This window comes from Sphaerisporangium sp. NPDC049003, assembly GCF_043197795.1.
Lineage (GTDB): Bacteria > Actinomycetota > Actinomycetes > Streptosporangiales > Streptosporangiaceae > Sphaerisporangium.
Genome location: NZ_JBICTU010000009.1, coordinates 1 through 26,159 on the forward strand (window position 1 = coordinate 1; position 26,159 = coordinate 26,159).

General features: G+C 68.4%; 32 protein-coding genes, 1 tRNA gene and 1 pseudogene. 18 read left to right on the forward strand and 16 right to left on the reverse strand.

From position 1 onward, the window contains the following. Positions 1-141: 141 nt before the first annotated feature. The 3 genes from ACGFIV_RS11665 to ACGFIV_RS11675 all read left to right on the forward strand — a co-directional run bounded on the left by ACGFIV_RS11665 (position 142) and on the right by ACGFIV_RS11675 (position 2,448). Positions 142-1,017 (forward strand): neutral zinc metallopeptidase, encoded by an 876-nt coding sequence (locus ACGFIV_RS11665; protein ID WP_358551423.1) that lies wholly within the window; start codon positions 142-144, stop codon positions 1,015-1,017. A gap of 68 nt (positions 1,018-1,085) precedes the next feature. Then, complete coding sequence (locus ACGFIV_RS11670) at positions 1,086-1,403, forward strand: type II toxin-antitoxin system VapB family antitoxin (RefSeq protein ID WP_358551425.1); 318 nt, start codon at positions 1,086-1,088, stop codon at positions 1,401-1,403. 145 nt (positions 1,404-1,548) lie between these two features. Beyond that, a complete protein-coding gene (locus tag ACGFIV_RS11675; protein ID WP_358551427.1) occupies positions 1,549-2,448 on the forward strand; it encodes a hypothetical protein in 900 nt (299 codons plus the stop codon). A gap of 81 nt (positions 2,449-2,529) precedes the next feature. Here ACGFIV_RS11675 and ACGFIV_RS11680 read toward each other — a convergent pair whose 3' ends face one another. After that, a complete protein-coding gene (locus tag ACGFIV_RS11680; protein ID WP_392834193.1) occupies positions 2,530-2,844 on the reverse strand; it encodes a hypothetical protein in 315 nt (104 codons plus the stop codon). A 423-nt stretch (positions 2,845-3,267) separates the two neighbouring features. Between ACGFIV_RS11680 and ACGFIV_RS11685 the strand changes: the two genes are divergently transcribed. Beyond that, the gene (locus ACGFIV_RS11685; RefSeq protein WP_358551431.1) at positions 3,268-3,783 is read left to right on the forward strand and encodes an N-acetyltransferase; all 516 of its coding nucleotides are present in this window, start codon (positions 3,268-3,270) and stop codon (positions 3,781-3,783) included. Positions 3,784-4,045: 262 nt separating this feature from the next. Here ACGFIV_RS11685 and ACGFIV_RS11690 read toward each other — a convergent pair. The 4 genes from ACGFIV_RS11690 to ACGFIV_RS11705 form a co-directional block, all read right to left on the reverse strand. Next, a tRNA-Ser gene (locus tag ACGFIV_RS11690) sits at positions 4,046-4,135 on the reverse strand. A 72-nt stretch (positions 4,136-4,207) separates the two neighbouring features. Then, on the reverse strand, positions 4,208-4,642 hold the full coding sequence (gene tadA / locus ACGFIV_RS11695) for a tRNA adenosine(34) deaminase TadA (protein WP_358551433.1): 435 nt from the start codon (positions 4,640-4,642) through the stop codon (positions 4,208-4,210). A 42-nt stretch (positions 4,643-4,684) separates the two neighbouring features. Beyond that, a complete protein-coding gene (locus tag ACGFIV_RS11700; protein ID WP_392834198.1) occupies positions 4,685-5,176 on the reverse strand; it encodes a tRNA adenosine deaminase-associated protein in 492 nt (163 codons plus the stop codon). 17 nt (positions 5,177-5,193) lie between these two features. Then, complete coding sequence (locus tag ACGFIV_RS11705) at positions 5,194-5,682, reverse strand: tRNA adenosine deaminase-associated protein (RefSeq protein WP_358551437.1); 489 nt, start codon at positions 5,680-5,682, stop codon at positions 5,194-5,196. 178 nt (positions 5,683-5,860) lie between these two features. Here ACGFIV_RS11705 and upp point away from each other — a divergent pair, with 178 nt between their 5' ends. The 6 genes from upp (at position 5,861) to ACGFIV_RS11735 (ending at position 9,909) form a co-directional block, all read left to right on the forward strand. Next, the gene (gene upp / locus ACGFIV_RS11710; RefSeq protein WP_358551439.1) at positions 5,861-6,499 is read left to right on the forward strand and encodes a uracil phosphoribosyltransferase; all 639 of its coding nucleotides are present in this window, start codon (positions 5,861-5,863) and stop codon (positions 6,497-6,499) included. Positions 6,500-6,629: 130 nt separating this feature from the next. Further along, positions 6,630-6,848, forward strand: a complete 219-nt coding sequence (locus ACGFIV_RS11715) for a three-helix bundle dimerization domain-containing protein (protein WP_358551441.1) — start codon at positions 6,630-6,632, stop codon at positions 6,846-6,848. Positions 6,849-6,936: 88 nt separating this feature from the next. Next, on the forward strand, positions 6,937-7,122 hold the full coding sequence (locus ACGFIV_RS11720) for a hypothetical protein (protein WP_358551443.1): 186 nt from the start codon (positions 6,937-6,939) through the stop codon (positions 7,120-7,122). After that, the gene (locus ACGFIV_RS11725; protein WP_358551445.1) at positions 7,119-7,646 is read left to right on the forward strand and encodes a PH domain-containing protein; all 528 of its coding nucleotides are present in this window, start codon (positions 7,119-7,121) and stop codon (positions 7,644-7,646) included. Before ACGFIV_RS11720 ends, ACGFIV_RS11725 begins: the two co-directional genes overlap by 4 nt. A gap of 132 nt (positions 7,647-7,778) precedes the next feature. Further along, positions 7,779-9,116, forward strand: coding sequence for a helix-turn-helix domain-containing protein (locus ACGFIV_RS11730; protein ID WP_392834206.1), 1,338 nt, complete (start codon positions 7,779-7,781; stop codon positions 9,114-9,116). A gap of 103 nt (positions 9,117-9,219) precedes the next feature. Further along, positions 9,220-9,909: an FCD domain-containing protein gene (locus tag ACGFIV_RS11735; RefSeq protein ID WP_358551449.1), complete on the forward strand. Its 690-nt coding sequence runs from the start codon at positions 9,220-9,222 to the stop codon at positions 9,907-9,909. A gap of 21 nt (positions 9,910-9,930) precedes the next feature. On the opposite strand, the gene dnaN is transcribed toward ACGFIV_RS11735, so the two are convergent. From dnaN to ACGFIV_RS11750, 3 genes are all read right to left on the reverse strand, one after another. Then, positions 9,931-11,025: a DNA polymerase III subunit beta gene (gene dnaN, locus ACGFIV_RS11740; RefSeq protein ID WP_358551451.1), complete on the reverse strand. Its 1,095-nt coding sequence runs from the start codon at positions 11,023-11,025 to the stop codon at positions 9,931-9,933. A gap of 100 nt (positions 11,026-11,125) precedes the next feature. Further along, a complete protein-coding gene (locus ACGFIV_RS11745; RefSeq protein ID WP_392834212.1) occupies positions 11,126-11,779 on the reverse strand; it encodes a LuxR C-terminal-related transcriptional regulator in 654 nt (217 codons plus the stop codon). After that, positions 11,770-13,269: a histidine kinase gene (locus tag ACGFIV_RS11750; RefSeq protein ID WP_392834215.1), complete on the reverse strand. Its 1,500-nt coding sequence runs from the start codon at positions 13,267-13,269 to the stop codon at positions 11,770-11,772. Before ACGFIV_RS11750 ends, ACGFIV_RS11745 begins: the two co-directional genes overlap by 10 nt. A 132-nt stretch (positions 13,270-13,401) precedes the next feature. On the opposite strand from ACGFIV_RS11750, the gene ACGFIV_RS11755 reads away from it, so the two are divergent. From ACGFIV_RS11755 to ACGFIV_RS11780, 6 genes and pseudogenes are all read left to right on the forward strand, one after another. Continuing rightward, positions 13,402-14,313 (forward strand): ABC transporter ATP-binding protein, encoded by a 912-nt coding sequence (locus ACGFIV_RS11755; RefSeq protein ID WP_358551457.1) that lies wholly within the window; start codon positions 13,402-13,404, stop codon positions 14,311-14,313. A 10-nt stretch (positions 14,314-14,323) separates the two neighbouring features. Continuing rightward, the gene (locus ACGFIV_RS11760; RefSeq protein WP_358551459.1) at positions 14,324-15,109 is read left to right on the forward strand and encodes an ABC transporter permease; all 786 of its coding nucleotides are present in this window, start codon (positions 14,324-14,326) and stop codon (positions 15,107-15,109) included. 87 nt (positions 15,110-15,196) lie between these two features. After that, positions 15,197-15,778: a TetR/AcrR family transcriptional regulator gene (locus ACGFIV_RS11765; RefSeq protein ID WP_392834220.1), complete on the forward strand. Its 582-nt coding sequence runs from the start codon at positions 15,197-15,199 to the stop codon at positions 15,776-15,778. A gap of 102 nt (positions 15,779-15,880) precedes the next feature. Then, a pseudogene (locus tag ACGFIV_RS11770) lies at positions 15,881-16,312 on the forward strand (SDR family oxidoreductase); the annotation flags it as partial. A gap of 165 nt (positions 16,313-16,477) precedes the next feature. Further along, entirely contained in the window at positions 16,478-17,284 is an 807-nt protein-coding gene (locus ACGFIV_RS11775) for a helix-turn-helix transcriptional regulator (RefSeq protein WP_358551461.1), read from the forward strand. Positions 17,285-17,354: 70 nt separating this feature from the next. Then, positions 17,355-18,101, forward strand: coding sequence for a phosphodiesterase (locus ACGFIV_RS11780; RefSeq protein WP_358551463.1), 747 nt, complete (start codon positions 17,355-17,357; stop codon positions 18,099-18,101). A 47-nt stretch (positions 18,102-18,148) separates the two neighbouring features. Here ACGFIV_RS11780 and dnaB read toward each other — a convergent pair whose 3' ends face one another. Next, entirely contained in the window at positions 18,149-19,504 is a 1,356-nt protein-coding gene (dnaB, locus tag ACGFIV_RS11785; RefSeq protein WP_392834225.1) for a replicative DNA helicase, read from the reverse strand. Between the two features lie 303 nt (positions 19,505-19,807). On the opposite strand from dnaB, the gene ACGFIV_RS11790 reads away from it, so the two are divergent. Further along, positions 19,808-21,118, forward strand: a complete 1,311-nt coding sequence (locus tag ACGFIV_RS11790) for an MATE family efflux transporter (protein ID WP_358551467.1) — start codon at positions 19,808-19,810, stop codon at positions 21,116-21,118. A gap of 70 nt (positions 21,119-21,188) precedes the next feature. Here ACGFIV_RS11790 and ACGFIV_RS11795 read toward each other — a convergent pair whose 3' ends face one another. The 7 genes from ACGFIV_RS11795 to rpsF all read right to left on the reverse strand — a co-directional run bounded on the left by ACGFIV_RS11795 (position 21,189) and on the right by rpsF (position 25,586). After that, a complete protein-coding gene (locus ACGFIV_RS11795) occupies positions 21,189-21,935 on the reverse strand; it encodes an amino acid ABC transporter ATP-binding protein (protein ID WP_358551469.1) in 747 nt (248 codons plus the stop codon). Further along, positions 21,932-22,831 (reverse strand): amino acid ABC transporter permease, encoded by a 900-nt coding sequence (locus tag ACGFIV_RS11800; RefSeq protein WP_358551471.1) that lies wholly within the window; start codon positions 22,829-22,831, stop codon positions 21,932-21,934. The genes ACGFIV_RS11795 and ACGFIV_RS11800 overlap by 4 nt, the downstream gene beginning before the upstream one ends. Continuing rightward, a complete protein-coding gene (locus tag ACGFIV_RS11805; protein WP_358551473.1) occupies positions 22,828-23,703 on the reverse strand; it encodes an ABC transporter substrate-binding protein in 876 nt (291 codons plus the stop codon). Before ACGFIV_RS11805 ends, ACGFIV_RS11800 begins: the two co-directional genes overlap by 4 nt. A gap of 172 nt (positions 23,704-23,875) precedes the next feature. Then, on the reverse strand, positions 23,876-24,322 hold the full coding sequence (gene rplI, locus ACGFIV_RS11810; protein ID WP_358551474.1) for a 50S ribosomal protein L9: 447 nt from the start codon (positions 24,320-24,322) through the stop codon (positions 23,876-23,878). A 14-nt stretch (positions 24,323-24,336) separates the two neighbouring features. Continuing rightward, positions 24,337-24,573, reverse strand: a complete 237-nt coding sequence (gene rpsR / locus ACGFIV_RS11815; RefSeq protein ID WP_061256131.1) for a 30S ribosomal protein S18 — start codon at positions 24,571-24,573, stop codon at positions 24,337-24,339. A 72-nt stretch (positions 24,574-24,645) separates the two neighbouring features. Continuing rightward, a complete protein-coding gene (locus ACGFIV_RS11820; protein ID WP_358551476.1) occupies positions 24,646-25,194 on the reverse strand; it encodes a single-stranded DNA-binding protein in 549 nt (182 codons plus the stop codon). Positions 25,195-25,295: 101 nt separating this feature from the next. After that, complete coding sequence (rpsF, locus tag ACGFIV_RS11825; protein WP_358551478.1) at positions 25,296-25,586, reverse strand: 30S ribosomal protein S6; 291 nt, start codon at positions 25,584-25,586, stop codon at positions 25,296-25,298. Positions 25,587-25,814: 228 nt separating this feature from the next. Between rpsF and ACGFIV_RS11830 the strand changes: the two genes are divergently transcribed. Next, entirely contained in the window at positions 25,815-26,126 is a 312-nt protein-coding gene (locus ACGFIV_RS11830) for a hypothetical protein (protein WP_358551480.1), read from the forward strand. Positions 26,127-26,159 lie beyond the last annotated feature (33 nt).

The window sequence follows — 26,159 nt, forward strand, 5'->3', positions numbered from 1 at the left end:
AAGCTACGAGGCCGGACTCCACCTCCGAGGCTCGATCATGTGGCTGAAGCTCCTCACCTCAACCACATGATCCGAACTCCAAACAGCTCCTAGCGGGGTCATATATGACCCTGAAAACCTAAGAAAAGGGAAAACGGGCCAATGGATTTCCGTGACGATGTCGACCTTGATTCCTCGCAGGTCGAGAACCGTGGTGGCGGTGGCGGGTTTCGCGGTGGCGGTCTGGCCATCGGCGGAGGCGCGGCGGGCATCATCGCTCTTATCGCCGCACTGATCTTTGGAATCAACCCCGGTGACATCACCGGCGGGGGTGACACGACGGGTGTCCAGCCGACCTCCGACACCTCCCAGGAATGCAAGAAGGGCTCCGACGCCGACAAGTCGGAGAACTGCCGCGTCGTGGGTGTCGTCAACAGCATTCAGGCCTATTGGCGGGACGCCTTCGACAAGGCGGGCAACGGCCAGTACACGCAGGCGAAGACCGTGCTGTTCTCCCAGGCGGTGAACACCGGGTGTGGCCAGGCGACCTCGGAGGTCGGGCCGTTCTACTGCCCGAGCGACAAGCTCGTCTACCTGGACCTGACCTTCTTCGACGAGCTGCAGAGCAAGTTCGGCGCGAAGGGCGGCCCGTTCGCCCAGGCGTACGTGATCGCCCACGAGTACGGGCACCACGTGCAGGACCTCCTGGGGACCATGGACAAGGTCGGCGGGAACAGCCAGGGCGCCGAGAGCGGCTCGGTGCGGCTGGAGCTTCAGGCGGACTGCTACGCGGGGGTCTGGGCCAAGAACGCCGTGGACACCGGCTTCTACGAGAAGCCCTTCACCGACACCGACATCAAGGAAGCGCTCGACGCCGCGGCCGCCGTCGGAGACGACCGGATCCAGCAGAAGGCACAGGGCCGCGTCAACCCGGAAGGTTTCACCCATGGGACGTCGCAGCAGCGGATGAAGTGGTTCAGCACCGGCTACAAGTCCGGTGACCCTGGGCAGTGCGACACCTTCTCGGGCAGCGTCTGAGCCACTCGGCACCTCACCACCGAGCCACTGAAGCAGGCAAAGGTCGAAAACTCTCTTAAACTGAATAGGTGATCTTCAAGTCAGTCGGTGACAACCGCCCTTACCCAGAGCATGGCCTGTCGCATCGTGAATGGGCGCGGATACCGCCCCGGCAGGTCAGGCTCGACTCATTGATCACCACGAAGGCGGTGCTCGACCTGCATTCCCTGCTCGCCAAGGACTCGACGTTCTATGGCGATCTTTTCCCTCATGTCGTGCAGTGGCGTGGCGAGTTCTATCTTGAGGACGGTCTTCACCGGGCGCTGCGCGCGGCGCTCCACCAGCGCTCGGTGCTCCACGCGCGAGTGCTCGATGTGGACGCTCCCACGGGCGCCTCACCCGAATGATCCGCATACCGTCCGTCAGCCGCCGGCGTCCTAGGTAAAACAGTTCCCTTACCGGCCATCCTCCGGCCTGCGGGTTCCTAAGCTGCGACAGTCGCAGGGGCGACACGGCTCAGGCCGCTGGAACGCAACGTCGGACGGTGACCCAATGCGAGATGTCACGCACCTCGTGGCGCAGGTCCGTGAAGAGCTCGCCGGAGAGCTGCGCGAACGCCTGCGCGTACGTCTCCACGAGCAGCCCACGGACTGGCTGGTCGAGCAGTTGATGGCGTTGGTCCTACGAGCGGATGAGATGACCTACTCCATCCCGAGGCAGGTGCCGCGGGGCCCCTCGGCGGAGGACGGCGTGTACGCCCATCCGGTCTGGGAGAGCGGCGCCGACCAGGTGATCACGGGCGACGAGGACGACGACGCGGGAAACGACCAGGCGCGGGCCGCGCGTCAGCCCGTACAGGCGGTGAACGGCCAGGCGCGTCAGCAGGAGGAGGCCGAGCGGGTCGCCAGGGCCGCCCGCATCCGCCGGCTCGCCCTCGACCACACGTCCCTGCCGGGATACATCGAACACTACCGGGCTCTGACCCGCGAGGTCCTGGAGGGAGAGGGCCACCTGCTCGATCCACCGCACAAGGGCGGCCCGCTCATCTCGCCCGAGCACCGCGCGCCCAGCGCGGAGGCGCTGCTGTGCGAGGCCAAGGATCTCCTGTACGCGCTGCTGTTCGGGGGCGCCGATGACGACGTGAGGCTCGATCGCGTGGAGCGCGAGCTGCTGACCCTCACGATCCCGAAGGCCAAGGCGCATGCCGTCGGATCCATCATGCGCGCCGCCACGGAGACCGGCGCCGAGGGCGCCTGGCACGATCCCCAGCGCGTGGCCGACGACGACCGGGCCGCGGACACGATCCTCCAGATCGAGTACGGCGAGGTGGACGGCGACCTGGTCGGCACGGCCATCACGGCCGCCCTGCGACTGATCAACAACCTTGAGATCAACGAGCAGGTGCTCTACGGCCGCACGGAGAACGTCGAGGGGAGCACGCTCGACCCCTGATGAGGTCCTGCGCCCGCGGTGGTCGCCCCGTGAGGAGGTCCTCGCGGGGCGACGGAGAACTGGCCGGGAGCGGGGCCGTTTCTAGTGCTTGACGATGTGCGACATCCTGTGCGCCTTGTTGTGGTGGCGGCTCGCGGCGTGCGCCTTCTTGTGCGGGGCACCGGCGTGCTTCTTGTGCTTGCCGCTGTGCTTCTTGTGGTGGGTGACGCGCTTCTTCTTGTGGTGGCCCTGTCTGGTGGCGCACCTCTTGCCCTTGCAGGAGGCGTGGTCCGTCGTCGGAGAGGCCACAGAGGCGCCGGCCACGGTGGACGCGCCGGCGGAGCTCACCGCCGCCGTCCCCGGGATGACGAGGACGGAGGCCACAAGGAATCCGGTGGCGAGAGCTTTCCTGAGCATAGGAGATCACTTCCGTTAATAGAGGTGGTCTGAGGCCCGGGCGACACCCGGGCGCGCGGAGCTTCGTATTGGTTTCCTCGGGATATCCCAAACGTCGCGAGAAACTACATATCTCACCTTAACCGGACGAAATCCAGCGAGCATCCCGTAAGAGGCAAAGGCTTGGTTTCGGACATTCGGCGCATCCCTGAATCGCATTCGCCGCTTTCACGGACCCGATCCGGCGGGTGGGAAGCTCCCGATTCACCGGTCCCTCAGGGAAATCGGTGCGGCACGCGGGACCATCGCCCCCTTGTCCGTACGGCCCGGCCGCGAGGCGCCGATTGGTGGGTTTATTCGGTTGACGGCTCGTCTGGGGGCCGAAAGCCTGAACAAGTGTTGATACGACGTGAACTCCCAGCAGATATCCCAGCCATCCGCGAGGTGCACACCGCCGCCTTCGCCAAGCCGCCCGCACCCGGCCAGGCCCCCGTGGAGACCGGCCCGCCTTCCGCCGGGGACGGCCGGCATACCGCGGAGGCCCGCCTGGTCGACGCGCTGCGGGCCTGCGACGCCTGGATCCCCGAGCTCTCCCTGGTGGCCACCTCGGGCGATGGATCCGTCGTCGGGCATGTGGTCTGCAGCCGGGCCTCGGTCGGCGCCGTATCCGTGCTCGGGCTCGGCCCGCTCGGAGTGCTCCCCGCATTCCAGCGGCAAGGAGTCGGGCACGCGCTCATGCACGCCGTTCTCGGGGCGGCGGACGCGCTCGGCGAATCCGTTGTCGTGCTGCTCGGTCACAGCGACTACTACCCGCTGTTCGGTTTCCGCCCGGCCGAGGAGTACGGAATCACGCCGCCGGTGCCAGGGTGGGCCCCGCACTTCCAGGCCCGCACACTGAGCACCTATACACCCGCCATACGCGGTGATTTCGCGTATGCCCCACCTTTTGACGATGTATAACCATAAATTCCGGATGACAAGCACGACTCACGCCCAGGTGCATACCCGGCTTATCGCCTTATGTAGGCCAATGCCCCGGTATGAGGGTCCCCACGACCGGCACCGGATAGCCGGCCCGAGCCCGGGGCTAATTGCCCCATTTGAAGCCTTTTGTCGGCAGGGGCGATCTCCTCATGGGACTGCCCGCGCCACCTCGCACACGGCGTCAGACGGAGACACGCGAAGGGCCCCAGCCGGTGATGCGGGCTGGGGCCCTTCGTAGTGGCGGTGGAGGTGGGATTTGAACCCACGGATGGGTTGCCCCATCACACGCTTTCGAGGCGTGCGCCCTCGGCCACTAGGCGACTCCACCGCCGAGCAGCCTACCGGATCCGCGCCCCTGCTCGCGCGTCGTAAGCGTCCGTTATGCGAAGAAAGGGGGCTTTCATGGTCGTCGGTCCGTGAAGAAGTCTCTGAGCACGGCGGAACACTCCCCGGCGAGCACGCCCAGGATCACCTCAGGACGGTGGTTCAGCCGCCGATCGCGGACCACATCCCAGAGCGAACCGGCCGCGCCCGCCTTCTCGTCGGCGGCGCCGTAGACGACCCTGCCGACCCGCGCGAGCACCGCGGCCCCCGCGCACATCGTGCACGGCTCCAGGGTGACCACGAGCGTGCAGCCGGCCAGGCGCCATTCCCCGCGCACGCGGGCCGCCTCGCGCAGCGCCAGGATCTCCGCGTGGGCCGTGGGATCGGCACTCCCCTCACGATCGTTCCCGGCCGCCGCCAGCACCTCGCCCGAGGGGCCGAGGACGACCGCGCCGACCGGCACCTCGCCCCTCTCGCCCGCCCTCACGGCCTGCGCCAGCGCGAGCCTCATGGGTTCCTCGAAACCGGACTCGCCCACGTACGCGATCTCTCGCTAGCGCAGCCGGTCGAGCTCGTCCGCGAAGGAGAGCTTCTCCGCGATCACCGAGAGGGTGTCGGCGGGGAGCACGCCCTCTTCCATGCTGAGCTCCAGCAGCTCCTCGGCGCTCACCCCGAGGTCGCTCAGCAGCTCGAAGTCGCCGGCGGGCCGGACCCCGAGATCAGCCTCCTTGTCGGGCACGAGCACCCCGGCGAGCTCGCTGAAGAGCTCTCCGAGGGGGTCGCTCGCCGCGGAATGGACGTCGGAGACGAAAGCCCGGGGCTCGGCGTCGCCGTCGTAGCGGACAAGGGCGAACCACTCGTCCTCCACCTCGACGCAGAGCAGGGCGAGCTCGTCGCCCTGGAGGCCGAGGGCGTCTTGCACCGCGTCACCGAGGTCATCGGCGATCTCGGCGCTCGTCAGGTCGACCTCCGCGCCGCTCCACCCGTCGGGTGTGCGGACGAAGGCCGCGGCGAACATGGCGCTGTGGGTTGGTCTCGAGGGCATGATCGGGGCTCCCGAGGTCAGCCGAGGGCTGAGTCGACGGCACGTTCAAACGGCTGGGAGAATCCGAGCCGGGCGGCGATGCTGGAAAGCACCTCATCAGGCAGCAGTTCGAGGTCACCGGAGAGGGCGCCGAGCTCCATCTCGTCGAGCCCGAGGTCGGAGAAGATCGACAGATCTCCCGCCGGGAGGACCATGTCGAGCTCCTCCTCCTCCGGCACCGGGACATCAAGCAGCTCAAGGACCTGCTGGGCCAGAGGCCAGTCCCACGATGCCGTGATGTCGGAGAGGAACACGTCGACGCGCTCACCAAACACCCGTAATGCCACGAAGAAGTCATCCCCCACGGCGACCAGGCCAATCGTCGTGCCCATGCTCGGCTGCTGGCGCAGGGAGTGGATCAGCCCGTGCAGATCGGCCGTGAGACCTATGGGCAGCATCTCGGCTTCCCACTGGTCGTCCTCGCGGTAGACCACGATGGCGAAGTCAAGAGCATCTACGTCTGTCATCTTCACCCCACCGACGCGGTTCTTACAGTTGGCAATGCTCGCAGAATCACTCAGTCCCCGTACGCCCCTCGGGCAAATTGTGATCAAAAACGGCCGTGCCTGGCCAGCTTAGGGTGTGATGGCCGTTACCGACCCGCTCGTACCATTTACCCGTTCCCAGGAGATACCTTTGGCAGCCATGAAGACCCTCGTCGTCGACCACCCGCTCGTCGCCCACAAGCTGACCACGCTGCGGGATGTACGCACGGACTCCCCGACGTTCCGCCGGCTCGCGGATGAGCTCGTGACCCTGCTCGCCTACGAGGCGACCCGCGACGTGCGGGTCACCGAAGCGACGGTCGACACCCCCGTCGCCCCCGCTCACGGGGTACGGCTGGCGCGTCCCGCGCCCCTGGTCGTGCCCATCCTCCGGGCCGGGCTCGGCATGCTCGACGGCATGACCCGGCTGCTGCCCACCGCCGAGGTCGGCTTCCTCGGTATGATCCGCGACGAGGGCACCCTCAAGGCCCAGACGTACGCGACCCGGCTCCCGGAAGATCTTTCGGGTCGCCAGTGCTACGTGCTCGACCCGATGCTCGCGACCGGCGGCACCCTCGCGGCGGCCATCGAGCTGCTTTTCGAGCGCGGCGCCGAGGACGTCACGGCCATCTGCCTTCTGGCCGCCCCCGAGGGACTGGCCTTCATGGAGAAGGTGTTCTCGGACTTCAGCCGGCCGGTGCGCGTGGTCACGGCCGCACTCGACGAGCGGCTCAACGAGCACGGGTACATCGTGCCCGGCCTCGGCGACGCCGGCGACCGCCTCTACGGCGTCGTCTGAATTCCTTTCCCTTCTTTTCCCCAGGTTGACGTTCGTCTCGTTACATAATGTGTTTCGGTGGGTACACAGAGTGATGACGATGTCACTGTGTTCCGGTCCCTCAGGCCGCGAACGCACACCTGGGAGAGCTATGGACCAGCTGCCGGATATTGACGCCTATACACAGGTCGAGACGGTGCTTAAGGTCGAGTTCGCCGGGGTTCATCCCGCCGCGACGGTGACGCGCTGCATCGAAGCGGCTCACCACGGTGCGATGGAAGTCACTGGTTACGCGTACCCAAGCCTGGTCGAGCGAATCGCTCGCAAGCACCTCCAGGTGCTGGCAGTGGTCGCCGGCGAGCAAGGGTGACGCAGGTCACATCCAGACCCCTAAAGACTATGGGGTGCGGATGCGCTTTACCCGGCCATTGGGCTGGGTAATGTATACGGTGGGTGCAGTGGGTGAGCGGTTAACGGAGGCGGCAGTGCAGGTCAAGAAGGTTCTAACGTACACAGCCATCGCGTTTGTGGCTTTCTACCTGTTCACCAGACCGGCTGACGCGGCAAGCGCGGTCAAGGGAGCAATGGACACTGTGGTGAACGCGGCGGATTCGCTGGCGCTATTCTTCACGAAGCTGACATGAGACTTGTGACCCACGGGGACTCTGCTCCGTCGTCGGTCAATCGTTACCTTCTCCCCCAGGAACACCAGGTCATCATGGTGCGACGCCACCCGGCCGTCCTGTTACGACCGGTCGCCGAGGTCTTCGGCGGCTTGGTCCTGGCAGGGTTGCTGAGCAAGTGGCTCGGTGCGAACCAAGGGTCACAGGCGTTGGTCATCGTCTGGTGGGCCTGGCTTCTCCTACTGATCCGCTTCGTGTGGAAAGTGGCGGAGTGGTCGGTCGACTACTTCGTGGTGACGTCCAAACGCATGCTGTTGACCACCGGCCTGATCACCCGCCGGGTGGCGATGATGCCGCTCGGCAAGGTGACCGACATGAGCTTCCAGCGCTCACTGCTCGGCCGCATGCTGGGGTACGGCGAGTTCGTCCTGGAGTCGGCGGGCCAAGATCAGGCCCTGTCGACCGTCCCCTACATTCCGTATCCGGAGACCCTGTACCTCGAGGTCTGCCAGATGCTCTTTCCCAGTTCTGACGACGATGATTAGTCCGCTTTCGTCCTGAATCCCGAGGGGTGAGACAGACTTCCCCTCGGGATTCTTGACGTGGGTATACCCGATTCGGCTGCTTCGTGCCATCATGGCGGAACCATTGACCATATCCCCGCCCTAAGAGATCACATGCCGAGTCAGGGAACCATCGGTGACCGCGTCCGCGGGCTGCGTCTGAGCAGGAGAATGTCTCAGGCCCAGCTGGCTGGACCCGACCTCTCCGACAGTTATGTCTCTCTCATCGAGTCCGGCAAGCGAACGCCGACGCCGGTGGTCGCCCGCCTGCTCGCGGAACGCCTAGGATGCACCACCGAGTTTCTCCTCCACGGGATCGAGCCGCGCCAGCGCATCGACACCGAGCTCGGGCTGCGTCACGCAGAGCTGGAGCTTTACCACGGGGACGCGGCCATCGCCGCCGACCGCTTCGGTGACATCGTCAAGGCCGCGGGTGAGGACAACGCGCTCCTCGCCGCGCATGCCCGCCTTGGGCGTGCGCGTGCCCTGGAGGCTCAGGGTCGCATCGGGCGCGCGGTGGAGGCGTACGAGCGCCTGCGCCGCGAGGCCGCCGCGCACCCCGAGCGCCTGGCCGACGTGCCGCTCACCGTGGCACTGTGCCGGTGCTACCAGCGCGCCGGCGACGTGATGCGCGCCCGCGATCTGGGTACCAGGGCGCTGGACCAGGTCACACAACTGTCACTTTTCCATGGGGAGGTCGCCGTCGACCTCGCCGCGGCGCTGGCCGACGCCGAGATCGGGCTGCCGTACGTCGAGCAGGTGCTCGCCGACGCCGGCGTGCCCGTCCCGGCCGACCGCACCACGGAGATCCTCTCGCTCTGGCAGGCCAGTGTCTCGGCCGCCGAGGGCGAGGATTCGGCGCTCGCGGTGCAGTTCGCCGACGACGCCCTCTCCGCGGGCAGGCCCGCGAGGATCGCCGCCCAGATGGCTCGCATCGCCATGCGCTGGGCCGAGATCTCCGCGTCCCGCCCTGGTGGCGACCTCGGGCAGGTCGACGAGCTCGTCTCCCGCGCGACCCAGGTCTTCTCCGTTCTCCCGGCCGAGTCCGTGGAGCACTCGCGGAGCCTGATCGCGCTGGCGCGCGTCCAGCTCAGGTCGGGCGACACCCGTCGCGCGGAAGACCTCGCCTCGAAGGCCCTGGAGCTGCTCTCCGACGCTCCCGGAACCCTTGCGGCGTCCGCGCACCTGGTGCTGGCCGAAGTCGGTTTGGCACGGTCCGATGACTCCGTCAAGACGAACCTGGAGCGTGCCGGAGCCCTTCTGTCGGCGGCGCCGGCGGCGGGAACGGTCCGCGACCGGGAGATCGCGGGCGTCTGGCGCGAGCTGGGTGACCTATGGGGCAAGGCCGGTAACCGGGAGCAGCAGACGGGCGCGTATCGTAGGGCACTCGAAGCGGTCGGTGTCAGGTCGACCGTCGCCGGTGCCGTGACATCCGCGGTTTTCGCACGGTAGGCCTCCTCGCCGGAGCTCCGGATTTGGCGCGGAGACACCGGAATAATTAAGGTCGACCAATCATTGACTCGTAGGATGATTGGTTTCCCGGAGGAGGCAGACTGTGAGTCTGCGTACGGCGCAGCGGGCTTCCCTCGTCGACCAGGTGATCGAGCAGCTCAAGGAGCAGATCACCTCCGGATCATGGCACCTGCATGCCAAGATCCCTACGGAGACGGTGCTCGCGGAGCAACTCGGCGTCGGTCGTAACACCGTGCGCGAGGCGGTCCGCGCCCTCACCCACGCCGGTCTGCTGGAGTGCCGCCAGGGCGACGGCACGTACGTGCGTGCCACCAGCGAGCTCTCCGGAGCCATGGCCAGGCGCCTGCGCACGGCCGAGCACCTGGAGATCCTGGAGGTGCGGCGGGCGCTGGAGGTCGAGGCCGCCAAGCTCGCGGCCGTCCGGCGCACCGAGGGGGACATCGAGCTCATCGAGGCGGCGCTCGCCCGCCGGGAGCAGGCCTGGGTGGAGGCCGAGGTCGACGCCTTCGTGGAGGCCGACCTCGCCTTCCACATCGCGGTCGTCGAGGCCACGCACAACCGCGTGCTGATCGAGCTTTACAAGGACTTCTCGGCCGCGCTGCGCGCGAGCATCGCCGCCGCGGGGGCTCCGCTGGAGAACGGCCACATCCCCCACGACTCCATCGCCCGTGCGATCGCCTCCGGCGACGCGGCCGCCGCCGAGCGCGCCGGCCACGCCTGCATGGAGCACATCGCGATCGCCCTCACCGACACTCCCGCGCTCCTGGACTGACACGCTCGGCCTGGGCGGCCCTCAAGCCAGTCGCAGGGACATCACCAGGTAGCGGAACGTGGGGTCGCCCTCGTCGTCGGTGATCAGCACCGGGCGGGTCGGCGACGCCATGTTGACGCGTGCCTTCTCGCTCTCGACGCCGGAGAGCCCGTCGAGCAGATAGTGGGGCTGGAAGGCGATCTGGATGTCGTCGCCTTCGAGCTCGGCCTCGACCGCCTCGGCCCCCCGGCCGATGTCACCGCCGCCCGCCTGGACCAGCACCTGGCCCTGGGTGAACGACAGCCGGATGGCGGTGTTGCGCTCGGCGACCAGCGCCACGCGCTTGATGGCCTCGACGAACGGGACGACCTTGACGCCCGCCCGGATCGACCAGTCGTCGACGAGGCGCGCGCGGTAGTCGATGAACTGGTCGTCCAGCAGGCGCACCGTCGTGACGCGGCCCGCGCACTCGAAGCCGGCGATGCCGTCGCCGAGCCCGATCGACACCTCTCCCGCGCGCAGCGAGCGCGCCACCTCGACCATCACCCTCGCGGGGACCATCACGGCGGCCGTGTGCCCCTGGCGCTCGGGGTTCCAGAGGAAGTCGCGGGCGGCGATGCGGTAGCGGTCGGTGGCCGCCACGGAGACGTTCACGCCGTCGATGTCGACCCGGATGCCCGTGAGCATGGGAAGCGTGTCGTCGCGGCTCGCGGCGACGGCCACCTGGCCGACCGCCGAGGCGAAGACGCCCCCTCCCACCGCGCCGGCCTTCGGTGGCATGGCCGGAAGGGTCGGGAAATCCTCCACAGGCATGGTGAGCAGGCCGAACTCGGCGCCGCCGCAGGTCAGCACCGCCTCGGACCCGGAGGTGACGATCTGGACCGGCTCGGCGGGCAGGCTCTTGGTGATCTCGGCGAGCACCCGCCCCGGGATGAGCACCTTGCCCGGCTCGGCGACGTCGGCCTCGATCAAGGCGCGGGCGGACACGTCGTAGTCGAAGACCGAGAGCGAGAGACTGTCGTCGAGCGCCTCCAGCAGGATGCCGGACAGCACCGGCAAGGCGGGGCGGCCCGGCAGCGTGCGGGCACTCCACGCCACCGCGTCGGCCAGGACATCGCGGTTCACCTGGAACTTCACCCTGATCCATCCCCTTCGAAACGTCTCGTTCCCAGAAAGGTAGCGCCTGGGTCGGACATTTGGCGGCCCGGGAACCAGCGAGCCTGGACCGAAGGATCCGTCAGCCTCGGGTGCCGTTGAGATACGTGAGCACGGCGAGCACGCGGCGGTTGCCGTCGTCGGAGACGGCGAGGTCGAGCTTGGCGAAGATGTTCGCGGTGTGCTTGCTCACGGCGCTCTCGCTCAGGTACAGCCGCTGGGCGATGGCGGCGTTCGAGCGGCCCTCTGCCATCAGCTCCAGCACCTCGCGCTCGCGCGGGGTGAGCTTGCCCAGCGGCTCGTGGCGGGCGTTGCTGGCCAGCAGCTTGGCGATGACGTCGGGATCCATGGCCGTGCCCCCGGACGCCACCCGGCGCACCGCGTCGACGAACTGCCCGGAGTTGAAGACGCGATCCTTGAGCAGGTAGCCCACGCCCCCGGTGCCGTCGGCGAGCAGCTCCCTGGCGTAGAGCTGCTCCACGTGCTGCGACAGGACCAGCACCGGCAGCCCGGGGATCGCCCGGCGAGCCGTGAGCGCCGCCTGGAGCCCCTCGTCGGTGAAGGTGGGCGGCAGCCGTACGTCGACCACCGCCACCTCGGGACGCTCGTCGAGCAGCGCCCTGAGCAGCTCGGGCCCCGACTCGACCGCCGCGACGATCTCGAACCCGTGCGCCTGGAGGAGACGGACCAGGCCGTCGCGCAGCAGGTAGAGATCCTCGGCCAGGACTACACGCACGAGCCTTCTCGCTCCTTCATCTGCTTGGTGGTCATGACCGCGAAGGAAACCATGGCCACACCCAGAGCGATCATGCCGAGGATGACCGGCCACTGGAACGGTTCGGGCAGGTAGAGCGCGAGGAACCAGCTCCGCACATCCGACCCGAAGATCTTGGAGAACATGGCCGCCAGGCCCTGGGGGAACAGCGGCAGCCAGAACAGCCCCCAGCAGACGGCCAGCAGCCTCTGCTTCCACACCGGCAGCGTCGATCGGCGGACGGCGTCCGCCGGGAACGCGCGCGGAAGCTCCACGGTGGCCACGGTCGGTCCCCCTGGCGGGCTGTTCAGGGCGAGGACGCCGTCGAACGCGGACAGCCGCCGCTCGATGCCACGCAGGCCGCTGCCGCGCGAGGGGTCGGCTCCGCCGTGCCCGTCATCGGTGACGGTGACGCGCAGGGCGGAACGGCGGTGGCTGATGTCGACCGCGACGTTCCTGGCGTCTCCGTGCCTGCTGGCGTTCGCGAGCAGCTCGGTGATGACGAAGTACGCGGCCGACTCGACGGGCGCCTCGGGACGTACGGGCAGCTCGACGCTGACCGTGACCTTGAGGGGACTGTCGAGGGCGAGCGCCCGTACGGCGTCGCCGAGGCCGCGCTCGGCGAGGACCGGCGGGTGGATGCCGCGTACGAGCTGACGCAGCTCGATCAGCGAGGCGGCCGAGGCCTCCCTGACCTTGGCGATAAGGGCTTTCGCGGCCGTCGGATCGGAGTCCACCAGCTCCTCGGCCGCGCCGAGGGTCATGCCGATGGCCACCAGGCGGGCCTGGGCCCCGTCGTGCAGGTCGCGCTCGATGCGCCGCAGCTCGGCGGCCTGCGAGTCGACCGCCTCGGTGTGCACCTGCGTGAGGTGCCGCACCTCGTTGGCCAGGCGGGCCTTCTTCGTGGGGGCCAGCAGCAGCCGTGTCCACAGACCGTGGACGCGGGCGATCCTCGGGGCCACGAGCACCCCCGCGATGGCGAGGACGACCCCGGCGAGCACCTCAACGGGCTGCCACACCCGCACCAGGACGACGCCGCACCCCACCATGATCAGGGGCGACGCGGCCAGCAGGCCGCCGACCGGCGGCTCGGCGAGCAGCCAGGCGAAGTCGCGCCAGGTGGCGGGGTCCTTGGTCATCCAGTTCCAGGTCCTGTTGAAGGACGGGACCAGGGACGTGCGGTAGAGCTGCCGCCCCTCGCGGTACCAGCCGTCCCGCTGGGGCTGGGGCGGAGGCGGAGCGGGGCTGTAGGGGGCGTCGATCTCCACCCCCGACCACGCGCCGGCGATCTGGCGCGCCTGGCGCGCCCGTCCGCGGACCATGCGAACCGTGGCCGGGAACAGGAAGATCATCCCGAGTCCGAAGCACAGCACCAGCACGACCGCGGAGACCGCGAGCATGACGAGGTTCGTGACGGCCAGCGTGACGAGCGCCAGGCCGCGACCGAAACCGACCATCGTCTTGAGGACCATGCGCCCAGTCTGCTTCAACGGGCCGGTAGTTCGAAGTGGCCGTGGGCACCCGGTTGAGGTGTACCTAAGTACACCCCCGTTCGGGCCGCAGGCGCATTCCGCCGGCACACCGCGATTCCTAACGTCGTCGGCATGGGAATCATCGAGATCACCAAGCTGCGCAAGCTGTACGGCAAGCAGGTCGCGGTCGACGACGTGTCGTTCGCCGTGGAGGAAGGCGAGATCTTCGGCGTGGTCGGGCGCAACGGCGCGGGGAAGACCACGACGGTCGAGTGCGTCTCCGGGCTCCGCACGCCCGACGGCGGCACGGTCGCCGTCACGGGTCTCGATCCCCGCCACGACCGCGCCGAGCTGCGGCAACGGGTTGGAGTGCAGCTCCAGGACTGCTCACTCCCGGACAAGCTCAGGGTGTGGGAGGCGCTCGACCTCTACGCCTCCTTCTACGAGCGGCCCGCGGACTGGCGGGAGCTGATGGAGGAGGTCGGCCTCGGCCAGAAGCGGGACACGGCGTTCGCCAAGCTCTCCGGTGGGCAGAGGCAACGGCTGTCGATCGCCCTGGCGCTCGTCGGCGCCCCGCGCGTGGCGATCCTGGACGAGCTCACCACGGGCCTCGACCCGCAGGCGCGGCGGGAGACCTGGGACCTCATCGAGCTGGTCAGGTCCCGCGGCGTCACGATCGTCCTGGTCACCCACTTCATGGAGGAGGCCGAGCGGCTCTGCGACCGGATCGCCGTGATCGACGAGGGCCGCGTGGCGGCGATCGACTCACCGGCGGGGCTGATCGCGCGGGTGGACGGGGGGCAACGGATCAGCTTCCGTGCCCCGCCCGAAGCCGAACGCGTCCTCAGGTCGGTCCCCGAAGTGACCGGTGTCACCAGGGACGGCGAGGGCGTCACGGTGACCGGGGCGGAGAACCTCCTTCTCCCCGTGACCACGGCCCTCGCGGCCAACCAGATCGTCCCCGCCGGGCTCCAGATGGAACGCGCCACGCTGGACGACGCCTTCCTCGCCCTCACCGGCCACCCGGCCACCGACGCGTCCTAGGAGGACCTCCATGCGGACCACTGCCATCCGCGCCGGCACCACCCGCAGGGGGACGAGCCTTCGCAAGCTCGCCCTGACGGAGACGAAGCTCTACCTGCGAGAACCTCTCACCGCGTTCTTCGCGCTCCTGCTTCCCCTCGCGCTCCTGCTCGTGCTCGGCAGCGCCATCCCCGGCTTCCGCGACCCAGATCCCGCGCTCGGCGGCGAGCGGGTGGTGGACACCCAACTGCCCGCCATGATGATCCTGCTGTCGGTGGTGACCTCGGCCTTCAGCGTGATCCCGACGGTGCTCGCGGTGTACCGGGAGCGCGGGGTCCTGCGCCGCCTGTCCATCACCCCGGCCTCCCCGGGCTCGCTGCTGGCCGCCCAGTTGCTGCTCAACCTGCTGACGACGGTCGTGGCGACCTTCTTGATGATCCTCTTCGGGCATCTGGTCCTCGGCACGCACGTGCCCGCCGAGCTCCCGTGGTTCGTCCTGGTCTTCCTGCTCGGGGTGTGCGCCATGTTCGCCCTGGGCCTGTCCATCGCGGCCGTGGTGCCGAACAGCCGCGCCGCCGGCGGGATCGGGGCGATCGTGATGTTCCCCCTGCTCTTCCTCGCGGGGATGTGGCTTCCCCGCGAGCTGATGCCCGAGGTCCTGCGCGGGCTCAGTGACTTCACCCCGACGGGCGCGTTCGGCCAGGCCCTGCGCGACACGTGGGCCGGCACGTCCCCGCAGGTGCTTCACCTGGTCGTCCTTGCCGCCTGGATGCTGGGGGCCGGCCTGTTCGCGGCGCGGGCGTTCCGCTGGGAGTGACCCTCGCCCTCCACCGGGGTACGGCCCACGCGGGGGCGCCGTACCCCGGTATTTATTTGACCGATCGTTCTTGATACGGTTGCATGCATGGCGAGGTCGAAGGAGTTCGATCCGGACGCGGCGCTCCAGGCGGCCCTGGAGCTGTTCTGGGAGCGGGGGTATGAGGCGACCTCCGTGGCCGATCTCGTGGAGCGGCTGGGGGTCGGACGGGCCAGCCTGTACGCGACCTTCGGCGGCAAGCACGACCTCTACATGAAGGCACTGGCTCGCTACATCGAGACGCGCAGCCCCTCGCCCATCGAGATCCTCTCCCAGCCCGGTCCCGCGCTGCCCGCCGTACGGGCGCTGGTGGAGTTCTACGCGGCCGACTCGATCGAGGACGTGCGGCGGCGGGGCTGCATGGTGGTCAACGCGGCGGCCGAGATGCTTCCGGGGGACCGTGAGGTCGCGCGCGTTCTGGACGCCAACTGGGCGGGGCTGGAGGCCGCGCTCACCTCGACGCTGATGCGGGCCCGCGCCCAGGGTGAGCTGCCCGAGGGCAGGAATCCTCGGGCACTGGCGCGGTTCCTGCTGGTGTTCCTGCAAGGGCTGCGCCTGATGAGCAAGGGGTCCCCCGACGCCGCACGGCTCCGCGACGCCGCGGCCCAGGCTCTCTCGGTCCTCGACTGAACCGCGGCCTTTCTGTACGGCCCGACGTATGCCCTTGATCTGGAACGAACGGTCAAGATAAGACTTCAGGAGAAGACATGAAATTTCAAGACAAAGTGGTCGCGCACGCTCGACGCCAACGTGACCGGCGTCTTCCTGTCGATGAAGCACGAGATCGCCGCCATGCGCGAGGGCGGCGGCGGTGTGATCGTGAACGTTGCCTCGCAGATCGGCGCCCACAAGAGGATCCCCGGCCTCGGAGCGTACGCCGCGTCCAAGGCGGCGGTGGCCGCCCTGACCCGCACGGCCGCGCTGGAGTACATCGGCGAGGGTATCCGGATCAACGTGGTGAGCCCCGGCCCGCACGACACCCCGATGTCGAGGCGTCCCGGTGAGACCGAGGCCGACCGCGACGCCCGTATGAAGCTGCAGATCCCGATCGGGCGGGTCGGCACACTGGATGAGATCACCGCGAGCGTGCTCTGGCTGGCGTCGGACGAGGCGGGCTTCGCGGTGGGCAACGACCTGCTCGTCGACGGAGGCTCGACCGCCTGACACGTCGGTCTCTGAACGGCTCCGGTCACCTCGCACGTCATCACGGCCGACGACCCGCGAACGCCTCCGGTCACCCGGCACGTCATCACGGCCGACGACTCGCGAACGCCTCCGGTTACCTGGCACGTAATCGCAGGTGGTGAGGTGACCGAATAGCCTCACAGCATGACGACCACGGCGCGCTCCCAGCGACCCGTAGGCGAGCTCCTCCGCCAGTGGCGTGAGCATCGCAGGCTCAGCCAACTCGACCTGGCCATCCAGGCCGACATCTCGACCCGCCACCTGAGCTTCCTGGAGACCGGACGGTCGAACCCGAGCCGCGACATGGTCCTCCACCTGTCGGAGGAGCTCGATCTTTCGCTCCGCGAGCGCAACCACCTGCTGCTCGCCGCCGGGTTCGCCCCCGTGTACTCCGAGACCACGCTGGACGCGCCGCGGATGACGGCCGTGCGTACGGCCCTGAGGCAGGTCCTCACCGGTCACGAGCCCTATCCGGCGGTCGTGGTGGACGGGCGCTGGAACCTCGTCGACGCCAACGTGAGCCTTTCGCTGTTCACCGGGCCCGTGTCGCCCGACCTGCTGGCGGCGCCCGCCAACGTGCTACGGGCCAGCCTGCACCCCGAGGGCATGGCGCCGCACATCGTCAACCTCGGCGAGTGGCGGGGTCACCTGCTCGGACGGCTCCGGCGCCAGCTTGCGCTGACCGCCGATCCGCAGTTGGAGGCGCTCTACGAGGAGCTCTGCTCGTACCCCTGCGACCAGCCGGAGCCCGACGTGGAGATTCCCGGCCCCGGTGAGATCGTGGTGCCGCTCCGCTTCCGTCACGAAGGGCGCGAGCTCGCGTTCTTCAGCACGATCGCGACGTTCGGCACCCCGCTGGACATCACGGTCGCCGAACTGGCCATCGAGTCCTTCTTCCCCGCCGACCGTACGACCGCCGAGATTCTCAGGTCGACCATCGGTGAGCGGTGAGCCACTCGCGATCGGATTAGCGGCCGTTGTGGACCTGCCATCATTCCCATCCCTGTGAGAACCTGAAGGCATGATCACGATCGCCCATGTCAGCGATGTCCACATCGACGGTTCCCCGCGGAGTGCCGAGCGCGTGGAGCGGGTCGTACGTCACCTTTCCGGCCTTCCCGGGCCGATCGACGCCGTGCTGGTGACCGGTGACATCGCCGACCACGGGACCGTCGAGGAGTACGAGATCGCCCGCGAACTGCTGCGGTTCCCCTACCCGACGATCATCTGCCCGGGTAACCACGACAGCAGGCCGGAGTTCCGCAAGGTGCTGCTCGGCGAGCCCGGCGACACCGGCGCGCCCGTCAACCAGGTGCTCCGCGCCGGCGGCGCGACGATCGCCCTGTGCGACTCCAGCATCCCCGGCCGCGACGACGGTTACCTCGACGACGAGACCCTGCGGTGGCTCGCCGAGGTCCTGGAGTCGTCCGGCACGCCGGTCCTCGTTGGCATGCACCACCAGCCATTGCCGGTCGGCATCCCCTACGTCGACGACATCGGGCTCAAGGAGCCCGAGCGCCTGGAGGCGGTGCTCCACGCGCATCCCCAGGTCGTTGGCCTCCTGGTCGGGCACGTCCACAGCGCCGCCGCGACCACCTTCGCCGGCCTCCCGGTGTACGTCGCGCCGGGCGTGGCCTCGACGGGGCTGCTCCCGCAGGAGTCCACGGCGTGGCCGCCGGTCGACTTCGACCTGCCTCCCGGTTTCGCGCTGCACGTACTGACCGGCGACGGGCGCCTGACCTCCCACGCCCGCGTGGTCCTGCCCTGAACCCGGTGACACAGATCGCGCCTTCGCCCTGACCAACAACCGCAGGCTCAGTGGGGCGCCATGTCGACGAAGCGGCTGTAGTGACCCTGGAAGGCGACCGTGACCGTGGCGGTGGGGCCGTTACGGTGCTTGGCCACGATGAGGTCGGCCTCGCCGGCGCGCGGCGACTCGCGCTCGTAGGCGTCCTCCCTGTGGAGGAGGATCACAACATCGGCATCCTGCTCAATCGACCCTGATTCGCGCAGGTCGGACACCTGGGGGCGCTTGTCGGTGCGCTGCTCGGGGCCTCGGTTGAGCTGGGAGATCGCGATGACGGGCACCTCCAGCTCCTTGGCGAGGAGCTTGAGGGCACGGGAGATCTCGGAGACCTCCTGCTGGCGGCTCTCGGTCTTCTTCGGGGAGCTCATCAGCTGGAGGTAGTCGACGATGACGAAGCGCAGGTCGTGACGCTGCTTGAGGCGGCGGCACTTGGCACGGATCTCCATCATCGACATGTTGGGCGAGTCGTCGATGAAGAGGGGTGCTTCGGCGACCTCGCTCATGCGGCGCGCGAGGCGGGTCCAGTCGTCGTCGTTCATGGTGCCGGAGCGCATGGTGTGCAGAGCCACCCGCGCCTCGGCCGACAGCAGGCGCATCGTGATCTCGTTCCGGGACATTTCCAGAGAGAACACGACTGTCGCCATATGGTTCTTGATAGCGGCAGATCTGGCGAAATCGAGCCCCAGGGTCGACTTGCCGATGGCGGGACGGGCGGCCACGACGATCATTTGGCCGGGGTGGAGGCCGTTCATCAGGGCGTCGAGGTCCTGGAAACCGGTCGGGACGCCGACCATCTGGCCGCTGCGGCTGCCGATGGCCTCGATCTCGTCGAGCGCGCCCGGCATGATCTCCGACAGCGGGCGGTAGTCCTCGCTGGTGCGGCGCTCGGTGACCGCGTAGATCTCGGCCTGGGCCCGGTCGACCAGCTCGTCGACCTCTTCGTTCTGCCCGCCGTACCCGTAGGAGACGATGCGGGTGCCGGCCTCGATGAGCCGCCGCAGGATCGCCTGCTCCCGCACGATCTTGGCGTAGTAACCGGCGTTCGCCGCCGTGGGCACGACGGCGGTCAGGGTGTGGACATAGGCGCCGCCGCCCACGCGCGCGATCTCACCGCGCTTGGACAGCTCGCCGAAGATCGTCACCGCGTCCGCCGGTTCGCCGCGCCCGTACAGGTCGAGGATGGCGTCGTAGATGATCTGGTGGGCGGGCCGGTAGAAGTCGTCGGAGCGCAGCACCTCGACGACGTCGGCGATGGCGTCCTTGGACAGCAGCATGCCGCCGAGCACCGACTGCTCGGCCTCGATGTTGCTGGGGGGCGTGCGCTCGAACGGGGCGTCGAAGGCGGGGACCACTTCACTGCTCAACTGGCCGCCTCCTTCGAACTCCCGTGCCACCCCCGAAGTAGCCGGGGTGACAGTTTCGCCGGTTCTGAAGGAACCGGCAACGCGTCCTGTCGACAAGGTTGTGGATAACGTGTGCAGTTCTCGTCATGAGGTGTGGGCGCGCTGGGGACAACCCTGTGGATAACCGATGTGCATAACCACAGAACCCCTATTGAGCAGGGAAAACGATATCCACGAGCTGTGGAGAAAAGAAACTTGGCGCGACACGTGGACAGTCGCCCGCCCCCGTCCCGAGCACGGCGACGTAAGGGGCAAGATGGACAAGTGACTCTTACCCCCCACGTCGGGAGCCGGGAGATCCTCAGGCTCGCCGTTCCGGCCTTCGGCGCGCTGGTGGCCGAGCCACTCTTCATCCTCGTGGACTACGCGATCGTCGGCCGTCTCGGCACGACCTCGCTCGGGGCGCTCGGCATCGCCGGCACCGCCCTGACCACCCTGGTGAACGTCTGCGTCTTCCTGGCATACGGCACCACCGCGGCGGTGGCGAGGCAGGTGGGCGCCGGGAACCTCGCGCGGGCGGTCAAGCAGGGCATCGACGGACTCTGGCTGGCCACCGCCATCGGCCTGGCGCTGATCGCGACGTGCTGGCCGCTCGCGCCGTGGATCGTCGAGCTGTTCGGCGCCTCCCCCGGCGTGGCCGGCCAGGCGGTCACCTACCTGCGGATCAGCCTGCTGGGCACCCCGCCCATGCTCATCGTCCTGGCCGGTACGGGCATCCTGCGCGGGCTCCAGGACACCGTGACCCCGCTGGCCGTCGCCATCGGCTCGTTCACGCTCAACGCGGTGCTGAACGCAGTGTTCGTGCTCGTCCTCCACTGGGGCATCGCGGGGTCCGCCTGGGGCACCGTCCTCGCCCAGGGGCTCGGGGCGGTCGTCTACCTGCTCGTCGCGGCCAGGGCGGCCCGCGAGCACCGCGTCTCGCTGGAGCCGCACCTCGCGGGCATCAGGGACTCGGGCACGGCGGGGATCGCGCTGCTGATCCGCACGGTCTGCCTGCGCCTGGTGCTGATCCTCGCGACGGCCGTCGCCACGCGCATGGGGATCGCCCAGCTCGCCGCGCACTCGATCGCGACGCAGATCTGGTCGCTGCTCGCGTTCGCCCTCGACGCCATCGCGATCGCGGGTCAGGCGATCACCGGGCGCGCCCTCGGCGCCGGGGACGTCCGCCAGACGCGTGCCGCCACGCGGACCATGGTGGCCTGGGGCATCGGGTACGGGGTGTTCCTCGGGCTCGTGATCATCGTCCTTCGGCCGGCCATCCCGCACCTGTTCGGCGCGGACCCCGACGTGAGCGCCGAGCTCGTGGCGGTCCTGTGGATCGTCGCGCTGCTCCAGCCCCTGGCCGGGGTGGTGTTCGTCCTCGACGGCGTGCTGATCGGAGCGGGCGACCGGCGCTACCTCGCCTGGGCCTCCTCCCTCACGACGATCGTCTACCTCCCGGCGGCCTTCGGCGTGGTCCACCTCGGCGGCGGCCTCGTGGCACTGTGGATGGCGTTCGTCGCCTGGATGGCGGCCCGGGCGGTCACCCTCGGGCTGCGCGCGTACGGCCGTGCGTGGCTGGTCACCGGCGGCTGACCGGCCTGACGGGCCGATGCCGACCGGCCCGCCGAGCCCGGCGCGCACCGCCCGTACGCCGCCGGTCTGGTCATATGCGGCGGGCGCCGAGCACCCGGCGGAGAAACTCCCTGGTGCGGGGCTCCCGGGGATCGGTGAAGATCTGCTCGGCCGTGCCCTGCTCCAGCAGGACCCCTTCGGAAAGGAAGCACACCTTGTCGGCGATGTCGCGTGCGAAGCCCATCTCGTGGGTGGCGAGGATCATCGTCATGCCGGACTCCTTGAGCTCACGGATGATCTCCAGCACCTCGGCGACCAGCGCCGGATCGAGGGCCGAGGTCACCTCGTCGAGCAGGAGCAGGCGGGGACGGGTGGCCAGCGCCCTGATGATCGCCACCCGCTGCTGCTGGCCGCCGGACAGCCGGTCGGGGTAGGCCGCGGCCCTGCCGTCCAGGCCGAACCGGGAGAGCAGCTCACGGGCCTGCTCCTCGGCCTGCGCCCGCCCCACGCCGTGCACCTTCCTCGGCGCGAGCGTGATGTTGTCCAGCACGGTCATGTAGGGGAACAGGTTGTACGACTGGAAGACCATGCCGATGCGCTTGCGCACATCGTCCGGGTTCGCCCGAACGTCGGTGATCTCGGTGCCGTCGAGCCTGATCGCACCGTCGTCCACTGTTTCGAGCAGGTTGACGCAGCGCAGCAGGGTCGACTTGCCCGACCCCGAGGCGCCGATCAGGCAGACCACCTCGTGGGAGTCCACCGACAGGTCGATGCCGCGCAGCACGCTGTGCCGGTGGTAATGCTTCCAGACGCCCTCGATCTCCAGCAGGCCGCTCACATGCCTCGCCGCCTTTGGGAACGGGCCGACAGGTAGTCGGTGAAACGGGCCATCGGGATCGTCAGCAGGATGAACAGCAGCGCCGCCGCGAGGTAAGGGGTGTAGTTGAAGGTCTCGGCCGCGTGGATCTGCGCCTGGCGCAGCGCCTCCAGCGGCCCGATCGTCGCGACCAGGGCGGTGTCCTTCTGCAACGACACGAAGTCGTTGAGCAGCGGCGGCACGACGCGGCGTACGGCCTGGGGCAGGACCACGAACCGCATCGTCTGGCCGTGGGTGAGCCCGAGCGAGCGCGCGGCGGCGCGCTGGCTGGGATGCACGGATTCGATGCCCGACCGGAACACCTCGGCGACGTACGCGCCGTACGAAAGCGTCAGCGCGATGACTCCCAAGGTGGCGAAGTCGGACGGCATGCCCTGCAACCGCAGCGCGGGCAGCCCGAAGCCGACCAGGTAGATGACCAGGATCGTCGGCACCCCGCGGAACACGTCGGTGTACAGCACCGCGAGGGATCTCAGCGGGAAGAACACCGGCGCGTGCAGGTTGCGTACGAGCGCGACCACGAGGCCCACGATGAGGATCAGCGGCTCAGCGATCAGGAAGATCTTGATGTTGAGCAGGAACCCCCGGAGCACGTCGGGGAACGCGTCGGTGAACTGCCCGAGGTCGAAGAACGTCTCCTTGACCCTGGGCCAGCCCGGGGAGGCGGTGACCAGCCAGATCACCAGCACGAAGAACACGATCGTGGAGACGGTCGCGACTGAGCTCGACCGCAGGTCCATGCGGCGGCGGAGCCGTTCACGCTCGCGCTGGCGTTCGCTCTTGGCCCATCCCGCCGTCGAGGCGGCTGGATCTTCGGCTGTCGAGGTCCCGCCGGGTTCGATGGACGGGTCGTTCACCGCAGTTCCGGCGCACCGGCCGCAGACCCGAGCCACTGGGACTCGATCTTCGCCAGTTCGCCGGAGGAGGTGAGCTCCCCGATCGCCTTGTTCACGCAGCTCACCAGCGGGCTGCCCTTCTGGAAGACCAGGCCGAACTGCTCGGGCGTACCGGAGCCGCTGCCGAACTGACCGACGATCTTCGAGCCGTCGACCTGCGCGGCGGTGACGTAGAACGCGGTGGGCAGGTCGACCACCAGGGCGTCCACCTGCTTGTTCTTCAGGGCGGTCACCGCGTCGATCTGCTCGTTGTAGACGTTCGGCTCGGCGCCGGGCTTGATGACGTCCTTCACGGCCTGAAGGGACGTGGTGCCGACCTGGACGCCGATCTTGGCGTCCTTGAGGTCGGCGAGCGAGGTGGCCGAGGCGAACTTCGAGCTGTCCAGCGTGACGGCGGCCTGCTTGACGGTGTAGTAGCCGTCGCTGAAGTCGACCGCCTTGGCCCGTGCCGGGGTGATGGACACCTGGTTGACGTCGAAGTCGAACTGCTTCTGGCCGGGGGCGAAGGCCGAGTTGAAGGGGGCGACCGACCAGGTCACCTCACTGGTCGCGAAGCCCAGCTTGCTCGCCACCGCGTAGGCGACGGCACTTTCGAACCCCTGGCCGTTCGCCGGCTTGTCGTCCTTGAACCACGGCTCATAGGCGGGCTTGTCGGTGCCGACGGTCAGGGTGCCCGGCTTGAGCAGCTTGAGCTGGTCCTTGGCGCAGGACTCGGACGCCGAGGGGGCGGCGGTGGTCGTACCCGACGGCGAGGAGGTGTCGGAGGCCGGAGCGCATGCCACCGCCACCGTCGCGAGGGCGCCGAGCGCCAGCAGCATCGAGGGACGGAGCATTCAGGCCTCCAGAAGGGGGTGTAACCGAGGGAATTCGTCGCTCAGGATATCCGGTACGACGCATTACCACATACAGCCCTATCGCCGGTGGAATCCCACCCTCCCATGCGACGGCGAAGGGCCCCTCCCCGGATCGGGAAGGGGCCCTCCATTCACTTCACGAGCGGGTCGCTCAGTTGCCGACGACCTCGACGTCAAGGTTGGCCGCGACCTCGGGGTGCAGCCGGACCGAGACGCGGTGGGAGCCGACGCTCTTGATCGCGTTCGTGATCTCGATGCGGCGACGGTCGAGCAGCGGACCGCCGGCGGCCTTGACCGCGTCGGCGATGTCACCGGTCGTCACCGAGCCGAACAGGCGGCCGGACTCGCCCGCCCGGGTCTTCAGCGTCACCCGGAGGGAGCCGAGCCTGCCGGCGACCTCCTTGGCGGTGCCGAGGTCACGGATCTCGCGGGCGTCGCGCGCCTTCTTGATCGACTCGATCTGCTTCTCGCCGCCACGGGTCCAGCGCATGGCGAACCCGCGCGGGATCAGGTAGTTGCGGCCGTAGCCGTCCTTGACCTCGACGATGTCACCGGGGGCGCCGAGGCCCGAGACCTCGTTGGTGAGAATGAGCTTCATGTCTCCGCCTCCTGTCAGCGCGCGGTGCTCGTGTACGGCAGCAAGGCCATCTCACGGGCATTCTTGATCGCGGTCGCCACGTCACGCTGGTGCTGGGTGCAGTTGCCCGTCACCCGGCGGGCACGGATCTTGCCGCGGTCGGAGATGAACTTCCGAAGCAGCGCCGTGTCCTTGTAGTCGACGTAGGAGATCTTGTCATGGCAGAACAGGCAAACCTTTTTCTTCGGCTTGCGCAGTGCCGGCTTCGCCATCGTGGTGCTCCTCCTAAGAGAGCCCCGCACGTTGCGGGAATGGTCGATCGGTTACTGGGATTGAACTTCTGATCAGAAAGGCGGTTCGTCGCTGAGGTCGCCGCCACCGTGGGAGCCGCCGAAGCCGCCACCCTGGTTGTAGCCACCACCGCCGCCGCCGCCACCGTAGCCACCGCCACCCGGAGGTGCCGGAGTGGCCGAGGCCCACGGGTCGTCGGCTCCGCCGCCGAACCCGCCACCGCCACCGCCCTGACGGGCGGTCTTGTTGACCTTGCACGTGGCGTTACGAAGGGACGGACCGACCTCGTCGGCCTCGACCTCGTAAACGGTGCGCTTCTCGCCTTCCTTCGTTTCGTACGACCGCTGGCGCAGCCGCCCCTGAACGATGACCCGCATGCCGCGCTGGAGGCTCTCGGCGACGTTCTCGGCCGCCTGGCGCCACACGTTGCAGGTCAGGAAGAGGCTCTCGCCGTCCTTCCACTCGTTGGTCTGTTTGTCCATGAACCGCGGAGTGGATGCGATGCGGAACCGGGCCACGGCCTGCCCCGAGGGGGTGAAACGCAGCTCCGGGTCGTCGACAAGGTTGCCGACGATGGTGATCGTTGTGTCGCCTGCTGCCATCGGTCGCTTTCGCCTTCCTGCGTGAATCTGCGCAGCCTGTTGGGCCTCAGAGTACGGCTACCGCCCGACAAAAGCCGGGCTTCGGCATGACCCGAAGCCGCTCAGTGCATGTCGGGACGCAGCACCTTGGTACGCAGGATGCCCTCGTTCAGGTTGAGCTGCCGGTCGAGCTCCTTGACCGTGGCCGGCTCGGCCGTGAGGTCGACGACGGCGTAGATGCCCTCGGACTTCTTGATGATGTCGTAGGCCAGCCGGCGACGACCCCATACGTCGACCTTCTCCACGGTGCCGCCGTCATTGCGGACGACCGTGAGGAACTGGTCGAGCGAGGGAGTCACCGTGCGCTCATCGAGGGACGGGTCAAGGATGACCATCAGTTCGTAACGACGCATGCGGACTTCCAACCTCCTCTGGACTTTTGCGGTCACGACACCATGCCGTGACAGGAGGACGCCGACGTTCTCGTGCCGCCTTCGGTGGCGGAGCGACTAAGCGCGGTCGATAACACACGCATAACAAACGCGGCCCCAGAAGTCTACCAGGACCGGCCGACTGCCCCGCCGCGATTGTCCGCCGCCTGTAAGGGGAACGTCACGGAGGGAAGAGAGGAGGTGGCCGCCATGCCACAAGCCCCTGGCCCGACCGAGAGCGAGCCCTTCCGCCTCACGCTCAACACCGACGGCAGGAAGCACACCCGCGAGAACATGTTGACCATGGTCGCGTTCGCCTGCGGTCTGGTGGCGTTCGTCAGCGGGTTCGTCGTCAGCGCCCACATGATCGCGTCGTGGGCCGGACTGGTGGGGTTCGTCGTCGGGATGTACTCACAGTACGTCTCGGCCACGACCGCTGAGCGCTCGGTCAACATCGTCGCCATCGTCATGTCGTTCGTCGGCGTGGCGACGGGCATCTACCACGGCGGGTTCATCCCCTGACGGTCACAACGTAACGGGCGATGGCCAATTCGC

Excerpts from the sequence above, each read along its gene's own strand:
- ACGFIV_RS11665 (WP_358551423.1), top strand. The coding sequence starts at position 142 with ATGGATTTCCGTGACGATGTCGACCTTGATTCCTCGCAGGTCGAGAAC.
- ACGFIV_RS11675 (WP_358551427.1), top strand. The coding sequence starts at position 1,549 with ATGCGAGATGTCACGCACCTCGTGGCGCAGGTCCGTGAAGAGCTCGCC.
- ACGFIV_RS11680 (WP_392834193.1), bottom strand. The coding sequence starts at position 2,844 with ATGCTCAGGAAAGCTCTCGCCACCGGATTCCTTGTGGCCTCCGTCCTC.
- tadA (WP_358551433.1), bottom strand. The coding sequence starts at position 4,642 with ATGAGGCTCGCGCTGGCGCAGGCCGTGAGGGCGGGCGAGAGGGGCGAG.
- ACGFIV_RS11700 (WP_392834198.1), bottom strand. The coding sequence starts at position 5,176 with ATGCCCTCGAGACCAACCCACAGCGCCATGTTCGCCGCGGCCTTCGTC.
- ACGFIV_RS11705 (WP_358551437.1), bottom strand. The coding sequence starts at position 5,682 with ATGACAGACGTAGATGCTCTTGACTTCGCCATCGTGGTCTACCGCGAG.
- upp (WP_358551439.1), top strand. The coding sequence starts at position 5,861 with ATGAAGACCCTCGTCGTCGACCACCCGCTCGTCGCCCACAAGCTGACC.
- ACGFIV_RS11715 (WP_358551441.1), top strand. The coding sequence starts at position 6,630 with ATGGACCAGCTGCCGGATATTGACGCCTATACACAGGTCGAGACGGTG.
- ACGFIV_RS11725 (WP_358551445.1), top strand. The coding sequence starts at position 7,119 with ATGAGACTTGTGACCCACGGGGACTCTGCTCCGTCGTCGGTCAATCGT.
- ACGFIV_RS11730 (WP_392834206.1), top strand. The coding sequence starts at position 7,779 with ATGCCGAGTCAGGGAACCATCGGTGACCGCGTCCGCGGGCTGCGTCTG.
- ACGFIV_RS11750 (WP_392834215.1), bottom strand. The coding sequence starts at position 13,269 with ATGGTCCTCAAGACGATGGTCGGTTTCGGTCGCGGCCTGGCGCTCGTC.
- ACGFIV_RS11755 (WP_358551457.1), top strand. The coding sequence starts at position 13,402 with ATGGGAATCATCGAGATCACCAAGCTGCGCAAGCTGTACGGCAAGCAG.
- ACGFIV_RS11760 (WP_358551459.1), top strand. The coding sequence starts at position 14,324 with ATGCGGACCACTGCCATCCGCGCCGGCACCACCCGCAGGGGGACGAGC.
- ACGFIV_RS11765 (WP_392834220.1), top strand. The coding sequence starts at position 15,197 with ATGGCGAGGTCGAAGGAGTTCGATCCGGACGCGGCGCTCCAGGCGGCC.
- ACGFIV_RS11775 (WP_358551461.1), top strand. The coding sequence starts at position 16,478 with ATGACGACCACGGCGCGCTCCCAGCGACCCGTAGGCGAGCTCCTCCGC.
- ACGFIV_RS11780 (WP_358551463.1), top strand. The coding sequence starts at position 17,355 with ATGATCACGATCGCCCATGTCAGCGATGTCCACATCGACGGTTCCCCG.
- ACGFIV_RS11805 (WP_358551473.1), bottom strand. The coding sequence starts at position 23,703 with ATGCTCCGTCCCTCGATGCTGCTGGCGCTCGGCGCCCTCGCGACGGTG.
- rplI (WP_358551474.1), bottom strand. The coding sequence starts at position 24,322 with ATGAAGCTCATTCTCACCAACGAGGTCTCGGGCCTCGGCGCCCCCGGT.
- rpsR (WP_061256131.1), bottom strand. The coding sequence starts at position 24,573 with ATGGCGAAGCCGGCACTGCGCAAGCCGAAGAAAAAGGTTTGCCTGTTC.
- ACGFIV_RS11820 (WP_358551476.1), bottom strand. The coding sequence starts at position 25,194 with ATGGCAGCAGGCGACACAACGATCACCATCGTCGGCAACCTTGTCGAC.
- rpsF (WP_358551478.1), bottom strand. The coding sequence starts at position 25,586 with ATGCGTCGTTACGAACTGATGGTCATCCTTGACCCGTCCCTCGATGAG.
- ACGFIV_RS11830 (WP_358551480.1), top strand. The coding sequence starts at position 25,815 with ATGCCACAAGCCCCTGGCCCGACCGAGAGCGAGCCCTTCCGCCTCACG.